Source organism: Pseudomonas sp. IT-P100, assembly GCF_949767185.1.
Classification (GTDB): Bacteria; Pseudomonadota; Gammaproteobacteria; order Pseudomonadales; family Pseudomonadaceae; genus Aquipseudomonas; species Aquipseudomonas fluorescens_B.
In genome coordinates, this window is sequence record NZ_CATKQK010000057.1 from 271,679 (window position 1) to 278,661 (window position 6,983).

General features: G+C 58.0%; 10 protein-coding genes. 4 read left to right on the plus strand and 6 right to left on the minus strand.

Annotated features, from left to right (window positions below):
- Positions 1-102: 102 nt before the first annotated feature.
- The gene (locus ACM6IQ_RS28040) at positions 103-495 is read left to right on the plus strand and encodes a hypothetical protein (RefSeq protein ID WP_017341550.1); all 393 of its coding nucleotides are present in this window, start codon (positions 103-105) and stop codon (positions 493-495) included.
- A gap of 125 nt (positions 496-620) precedes the next feature.
- Here the strand turns inward: ACM6IQ_RS28040 and ubiA are convergent, their stop codons facing one another.
- Positions 621-1,511 (minus strand): 4-hydroxybenzoate octaprenyltransferase, encoded by an 891-nt coding sequence (ubiA, locus tag ACM6IQ_RS28045; protein ID WP_414880364.1) that lies wholly within the window; start codon positions 1,509-1,511, stop codon positions 621-623.
- A complete protein-coding gene (locus ACM6IQ_RS28050) occupies positions 1,511-2,062 on the minus strand; it encodes a chorismate--pyruvate lyase family protein (protein ID WP_017341548.1) in 552 nt (183 codons plus the stop codon). The genes ubiA and ACM6IQ_RS28050 overlap by 1 nt, the downstream gene beginning before the upstream one ends.
- Positions 2,063-2,263: 201 nt before the next feature.
- Here ACM6IQ_RS28050 and ACM6IQ_RS28055 point away from each other — a divergent pair, with 201 nt between their 5' ends.
- The 3 genes from ACM6IQ_RS28055 to ACM6IQ_RS28065 all read left to right on the plus strand — a co-directional run bounded on the left by ACM6IQ_RS28055 (position 2,264) and on the right by ACM6IQ_RS28065 (position 4,069).
- A complete protein-coding gene (locus ACM6IQ_RS28055; RefSeq protein WP_007954349.1) occupies positions 2,264-2,431 on the plus strand; it encodes a rubredoxin in 168 nt (55 codons plus the stop codon).
- 21 nt (positions 2,432-2,452) lie between these two features.
- Positions 2,453-3,601 (plus strand): NAD(P)/FAD-dependent oxidoreductase, encoded by a 1,149-nt coding sequence (locus ACM6IQ_RS28060; protein WP_414880365.1) that lies wholly within the window; start codon positions 2,453-2,455, stop codon positions 3,599-3,601.
- Positions 3,602-3,793: 192 nt separating this feature from the next.
- On the plus strand, positions 3,794-4,069 hold the full coding sequence (locus ACM6IQ_RS28065) for an HU family DNA-binding protein (protein WP_003213368.1): 276 nt from the start codon (positions 3,794-3,796) through the stop codon (positions 4,067-4,069).
- Between the two features lie 222 nt (positions 4,070-4,291).
- On the opposite strand, the gene ACM6IQ_RS28070 is transcribed toward ACM6IQ_RS28065, so the two are convergent.
- The 4 genes from ACM6IQ_RS28070 to ACM6IQ_RS28085 form a co-directional block, all read right to left on the minus strand.
- Positions 4,292-4,687 carry a DUF6124 family protein gene (locus ACM6IQ_RS28070; protein ID WP_414880366.1) on the minus strand — a complete coding sequence of 132 codons (396 nt, stop codon included), beginning with the start codon at positions 4,685-4,687 and terminating at the stop codon, positions 4,292-4,294.
- A gap of 410 nt (positions 4,688-5,097) precedes the next feature.
- Positions 5,098-5,457 (minus strand): hypothetical protein, encoded by a 360-nt coding sequence (locus ACM6IQ_RS28075; RefSeq protein WP_414880367.1) that lies wholly within the window; start codon positions 5,455-5,457, stop codon positions 5,098-5,100.
- 13 nt (positions 5,458-5,470) lie between these two features.
- Positions 5,471-6,178 (minus strand): DUF2931 family protein, encoded by a 708-nt coding sequence (locus ACM6IQ_RS28080; protein ID WP_414880368.1) that lies wholly within the window; start codon positions 6,176-6,178, stop codon positions 5,471-5,473.
- Positions 6,165-6,869 (minus strand): DUF2931 family protein, encoded by a 705-nt coding sequence (locus ACM6IQ_RS28085; protein ID WP_414880369.1) that lies wholly within the window; start codon positions 6,867-6,869, stop codon positions 6,165-6,167. Before ACM6IQ_RS28085 ends, ACM6IQ_RS28080 begins: the two co-directional genes overlap by 14 nt.
- Between the last annotated feature and the right edge of the window lie 114 nt (positions 6,870-6,983).

Sequence of the window (6,983 nt, forward strand, 5' to 3'; positions counted from 1 at the left end):
ATTATTGCAGTCGTGTGACAGTATTTTAGTCGCCCGGCGATTGTCATGATCCTGAACTAAGCTCTAAGTCCGAATCCTGACAACCACAAAAGGAAGGTTTCTATGAAGCAATACTCGCATTCCTTCAAGGCTCTTATGCTGACCGCAGCCCTGGCGTTGCCATCAATGGCCTTCGCGGCTGAACCTGTGATGATGAAAGACGGTGTGATGGCGGACCACAAGGGCATGACCCTGTACACCTTCGATAAGGATACAGGCGGCAAGTCTGTGTGCACCGGCCAGTGCGCGGAAAACTGGCCGCCGTTCAAGGCGGAAGCGGGTGCCAAGGCCGAAGGGGACTGGACGATCGTCAAGCGTGACGATGGCACGATGCAGTGGGCCTACAAGGGCAAACCGCTGTACTACTTCATGAAAGACACGAAACCGGGGCAAAAGGAAGGTGACAAGATGAAGGACGTTTGGCACGTCATCACCAATTCCGGACCGAAGATGTAGCACCTGTTGACGATTTCTGTGGCGAGGGAGCTTGCTCCCGCTGGGCCGCGAAGCGGACCCAAAATCTGCGAGTGCTGCGCACTCGAGCGAGAGCAAGCTCCCTCGCCACAGGGCTTTGTGCTTTATCAGCGGGTCGAGTAATCCAGCACAATCCCGGCAAAAATCGCCAACCCGGCCCAGTGGTTGTGCAAAAACGCCTGGAAGCAACGCATCCGGTCCTTGCCGCGGGTGTACCAGAATTCCCACGCAAAACAGCCCGCCGCCGTCAGCAGCCCCAAGTGGAACCAGCCGCCGAGCTCGAATTTCGAACCGGCCAGCAACAAGCAACCCAACGCCAACCCTTGCAGCGCCAGGATGATTACCCGATCCGCGTCGCCAAACAGAATCGCCGTGGATTTCACCCCGATCTTCAAGTCGTCGTCGCGATCCGTCATGGCGTAATACGTGTCGTAGCCCACCGTCCACAGCAGATTAGCGATCCACAGCAACCACGCGGCGGCCGGCAGTTCACCGGTTTCGGCCGTGAACGCCATCGGCATCCCCCAGGAAAACGCCGCGCCCAGCACCACTTGCGGGTAATAGGTGTAGCGCTTCATGAACGGATAAGTGAAGGCCAGCGCCAGGCCACCGAACGACAACCAGACCGTCGCCGCGTTGGTGCACAACACCAGCAGGAAACTCACGCCCATCAGCAATGCAAAGAACACCAGCGCTTCTTTGGAGCTGATCTTGCCGCTCGGCAGCGGGCGCTGTTCGGTACGCTTCACATGGCCATCGACCTTTCGATCCGCCCAATCGTTGATCACGCAGCCGCCGGCGCGGGTCAGCACCACGCCAAGGACGAAAATGACGATATTGGCCAGCGACGGCGAACCTTTGCCGGCAATCCACAGCGCCCACAGCGTCGGCCACAGCAGCAGGTAAATGCCGATCGGCTTGTCCATGCGCGTCAACTGAATGAAATCCCAGGCCCGAGGGTTCAAGCGGTTCAGGGACTTGAGCAGGCTCTGGTACATCAGCAGGTCTCCGGATGGGCGCGGGCGGCGAGCCACAAGGTCGGCAGGAAAATCTCCGCCACCAGCACGCTCAAGGCGCCACGGTCGAAGCGTGAACGCCGGCCCCACAGTTCGGGTGCCCGGCACTCGATCGGCAGCCATTCCTGAGGATAGTGACAAACCTCGATGGCGCGACGCTGAAATGCCTGATCACAGAACAGCAATTCGCCCAGCGAGCGGCTGCCCAGTTCGTCCATGTGCAAACCGTCGCCCTGCAACGCGCTACGTGCCGCCACACTGCGGGCAAACACCCAGGCTTCGCCGTGCCCGCGCAAATACACCTCGCGCACCCAGCCTTCGCTGCCTTCGGCCAGATCCAGCGCGGCACATTCGTCGGCGCGCAGCGGTTGCCAGCCTTCGAACAATGGCGTGACGCTGAAACCGTCATTCGACAGGCGGATCAGCCGTCGGGTCAGCGAGCCTTCGTCGAACAGCCAGTCGAGGGTAGAAGCGTCGGGCAGGGGCGCGAGTTGGCTTTGGGGAAGCCAGAACGGAGGTTTTGAGTGCGGCACAGTGAGTCATTATTGGCAGCAAATGAGGCGGCGAGCTTACCATGTCACTCGGCGATTTTGATTGAACCGGCGCGCCATTGCGCCGAACAGGCTTGCATCTGCCGGGCCCGATCAGTACAAAACGCCCTGAGCCGGACGGCAACGCTGCAATCATCGACCGTTCGCGCCGGCAATAAGCCTGAATCCTGAGGAAGTACCTGAATGAAAAAGTGGCAATGTGTGGTCTGCGGCCTGATCTATAACGAAGCCGACGGCTGGCCGGATGACGGCATTGCGCCGGGCACCCTGTGGCAAGACGTGCCGGAAGACTGGCTGTGCCCGGACTGCGGCGTTGGCAAGATGGATTTCGAAATGATCGAAATCAACTAAGGCATTTGAGAGGAGTAAGGAATGAACGCACCTGTCGTGATCGTCGGCACCGGGCTGGCTGGCTACAACCTGGCCCGGGAGTTTCGCAAACTCGATAGCGAAACCCCGCTGCTGCTGATTACCGCCGATGACGGACGCTCCTACTCCAAGCCGATGCTCTCTACGGGCTTCGGCAAAAACAAAGACGCCGATGGCCTGAGCATGGCCGAACCGGGCGCCATGGCCGAACAGTTGAAGGCCGAAGTGCGCACCCACACGCGCATCAGCGGCATCGACCCGGGGCACAAGCGCCTGTGGATCGGTGAAGAGTCGGTGATCTACCGCGACCTGATCCTGGCCTGGGGCGCCGAAACCGTGCGCGTGCCCATCGAAGGCGATGCGGCGGACGCCGTGTTCCCGATCAACGACCTCGAAGACTACGCACGCTTTCGTGCGGCAGCGGCCGGCAAGCGTCGGGTGTTGTTGCTCGGTGCCGGTCTGATCGGCTGTGAATTCGCCAACGACCTGATCCTCGGCGGTTACGAGGTGCAACTGGTTGCACCGTGCGAACAGGTCATGCCGACGCTGCTGCACCCGGCGGCAGCCGCTGCGGTCCAGGCCGGGCTGGAGAGTCTGGGCGCACGTTTCCACCTCGGGCCGGTGCTCAACCGTTTGCAGCGTGTTGAAGAGGGATTGGAAGCGCATCTGTCAGACGGTCAGGTCATCCCTTGCGACGTGGTGGTGTCCGCCATCGGCCTGCGTCCGCGCATCGACCTGGCGGCCGCGGCCGGTGTGCAGGTCAATCGTGGCGTGATGGTCGACCGTCACCTGAAAACCTCTCACGCCAATATCTACGCCTTGGGCGACTGCGCCGAAGTCGATGGGCTGAACCTGCTGTACGTCATGCCCCTCATGAGCTGTGCGAGAGCGCTGGCCCAGACCCTCGCCGGAAACCCGACAGCGGTGAGCTATGGCGCGATGCCAATCACCGTCAAAACGCCGGTCTGCCCGTTGGTGGTTTCACCGCCGCCACGAGGTCTGGAGGGTGTGTGGACCGTCGAAGGGCAGGGCGCCGACCTCAAGGTTTTATGCCGCGATGCAGCCGGGAAACTGCTTGGTTATGCCCTGACAGGCACGGCGGTGATGGAAAAACTCGCACTGAACAAAGAACTTCCACCGCTGCTGGCGTAAATACCGGTCGTTCTGTCGGAATCACCCCGCTTTTGCCCCTACAAACGTCGCGCCGAGACTGGCGCGGCTCTTCCGTGCGTGCCATTCTCACTCCCGTCTGCCGCAGAGTAGAGCACCTGCGGCGCTTTGGGCGCTGTTCCAACGAGAACAGCACGGACATAACAACAAAAAACCGTCAAAGGGGCTTCACTAATGCGTAAACCAGAACTCGCCGCAGCAATTGCTGAAAAAGCAGATCTCACCAAAGAGCAGGCCAACCGCGTACTTAACGCCGTTCTCGAAGAAATCACCGGCGCTCTGCACCGCAAGGACAGCGTGACGCTGGTAGGCTTCGGCACCTTCCTGCAACGCCACCGCGGAGCCCGCACCGGCAAAAACCCGCAAACCGGTGAGCCCGTGAAAATCAAGGCCAGCAACACCGTTGCATTCAAGCCAGGCAAATCGTTGAAAGACAGCGTCAATCCGTAACACCGACCGACTTCCCGCGTAGCGCGGGAGCGGAATAAGAAATGGGCACGCCAACCTGGTTGGGTGCCCATTTTTTTTGTGGCCGCGAAGGTCATGCCGGTCACCTACGGATCAGACAACACAAGACCCTCGTAGGAGCCGGCTTGCTGGCGATAGCGGCTTATCAATCAACATTGAAGTCGCCTGACACACCGCTATCGCCAGCAAGCCGGCTCCTACAGGTCAATCGACGCGGAGTTGTTGCTTGGCAAAAATCGCCGCCATCTCCGGTTCATCCAGATGATCCAGTGCGCGCTCCACCAACAAATGCACGCCGTCGGCCATGCGGCTAAGCGCCAGCGCTACGGAGCGGCGTGAGCCGTCCACATCGTCGGCGAGGTCGGCGGCGATGGCGCTGATGGATAGCAGGTCTTCCGAGGCGTTGGCGAGGAGGGCTTCAGTGTTGATGCCGGGGCAGACGCTGAAGAGCTGGCCGTTGCGCTTTGGTGGTTTTGGTTCGGTTGGCGGGAAGTGATGGTCGAGGGCGCGCTCGGCGGCTTCGTTGAGTTTATTGGAGTCGGGGCTTTCGTAGGGGGAGATCGGGTCGGTGTCTGGCGGGTTTGGGGTTGGTTTGAACATGGGAGCTTCCTTTAGTTGGGCCGCGACCATCTCGCGACTAAACGAAAGGGAGGCGGCTGTACGCAAGTTAGTCGACCGGTAAGCATCCAAACCCGGCGCGCCAGAAGGCGCCATGCGCACAGCCACCATCAAGTTCAATCGAAACCTGACTGGATGACAATTGTGCAACCGTGGATGACTAACCGGGCGACTAAACCCGATCACTGATGGGCAGTGACAGGAACCAAGTTACCGACCGCCCCCAAGGCGCACAAGCCGGCGGATTCTGGCGTAGCCGTAGGCAACGACGCAAGGTGTTGTAGCTTGCAGGACGTAACCTTGAGGCGTTTTAAACAAGCGCTGTCGAGCGGTGTTTAATCCGCAGAACAGCAGCGCCAGCGCGTCAACAAAATCTTCACAGTCCGAGCGGATTAACGACGGCGAAAGCATGCTTTGCCATTGCCAAAATCGACCGCGAGGCAGTTGGGCTCAATCACCAAATGGAGGCCTTCGAACAAGACGCCCAGATTATTTTCGGGAGGCCGAGAGGCGGTGTCAGTCTTTAGCGTTACGGTATTGTCCTCGACATGCCAACTCCCTTTGGCAATACCGTCAGCGCTTCCATAAGCGATCCCTCCGGAAAAAGTACCGTCCTTTCGCAGCAGCAATTCGGCCCCCATTTCCATTGCGTCGTGCAAAAAATAATGTCCCTCCAGCGACTTGGAGTCTGCTGCCGCGTAAGCAAAGGGCTGCCACATAAGTGCTGCGAAAAATAACGTTCTTAAATCCATGTAATGACTCTCCTTACCAGCTTCCAAATGGAATGCCGAATTTCTCGATGTAGGTTTTGGACTCGGGTGACAAAGGCAGAGCATAACGGCCTTCATTTTTTCCCTGAGAGGGACCTTGTTTATTGACGGTGCCCTCCACCCGAAGAATCTCGACAGCCTTCAAGCAAGGACCGCCCAACCAGACTTTGGCAATACCGCCCGGCGCCAGACCAATGCCAATGTCGTCGCGGTAGTCGGTGATCCATGTACCGTCAGCTCTGCAGAAGGCTTTTTCAGGTCGACGCATGATTTTCCGAGCAGATTCGGGGATAACGATATAGGCCTCGTAAGTTTGTGGTTCTGCCAGAGATTGCCAGCGCACGTAGATCAACCTTGGTAGATCGGCTCCCGTGACATGGCGCCCTTTCCCTCCACCGTTGCTACTGACCCAACCTTTAGCAATGCCTTGATTATTCGGTGGCTTTGGAACAGAGGCGATTCCACCTCCTGCACCTCGGAATACTCGCTCCTTTATATCCACCACGTCTGCAGTTTCAATCCCAACCTCCATGTAAGCGGGCGCTGAAAACCCTAGGAACCAAGGTGATTTTTTCTCCGATTGCGCGAAGCTTTGCGAGCTGAATGCCAGCAGCAATCCAACCAACAGGCCGGTGTATTTCTTGATTGGCTTGGCCGGCTTGATGATCGGCGAGGCCGCGGAGTAGTGGTTACCAAGAGCCATAAGGAATCCCGAACTGTTCGATGTAAGTCCTGGATATTTCAGACAAGGGCCGATGCTTACCACCGGATTTGCCTTCATAAGGGCCCTTAGGGTTTATTGTCCCGACTGTCCGAATTATCTCGATAGCGTCCAGGCAGGCACCGCCAAGCCAGACTTTGGCTATGCCGCCCGGAGCCAAACCAATGCCGATGTTGTCACGGGATTCGGTAATCCATTCGGCCCCGAAGCTGCAAAACGCCTTTTCAGGTTTGCGCATAATTTCCCGTGCGGATTCGGGAATAACTATGTAGGCCTCATAGGTTTGCGGTTCCGCCAGCGATTGCCAGCGCACATAGATCAGACGGGGCAGATCTGCACCAGTGACATACCTACCCTTACCAGCACCGTTACTGCTGACCCATCCTTTGGCAATACCTTGATTATTTGGGGGCTTTGGAACAGAGGCTATACCACCTCCCGCACCTCGGAATACCCGCTCTTGGATATCCACTACATCTGCGGTTTCAATCCAGACGTCCATATAAGCCGGCGCTGAAAAACCCAAGAACCAAGGTAATTTCTTCTCTGATTGCGCGAAGCTTTGCGAGCTGATGGCGAACAGCAATCCCACTAGCAGGCCGGTATATTTCTTGATTGGCTTGGCCGGTTTGATAATCGGCGAGGCCGCGAGGTAGTCGTTACCAAGAGCCATAAGGAATCCCGAACTGTTCTATGTAAGTCCTCGAAGTTTCAGATAAGGGCCGATGCTTACCACCAGATTTGCCTTCATAAGGGCCCCTTGGGTTAATGGTTCCTTCTACCCGAG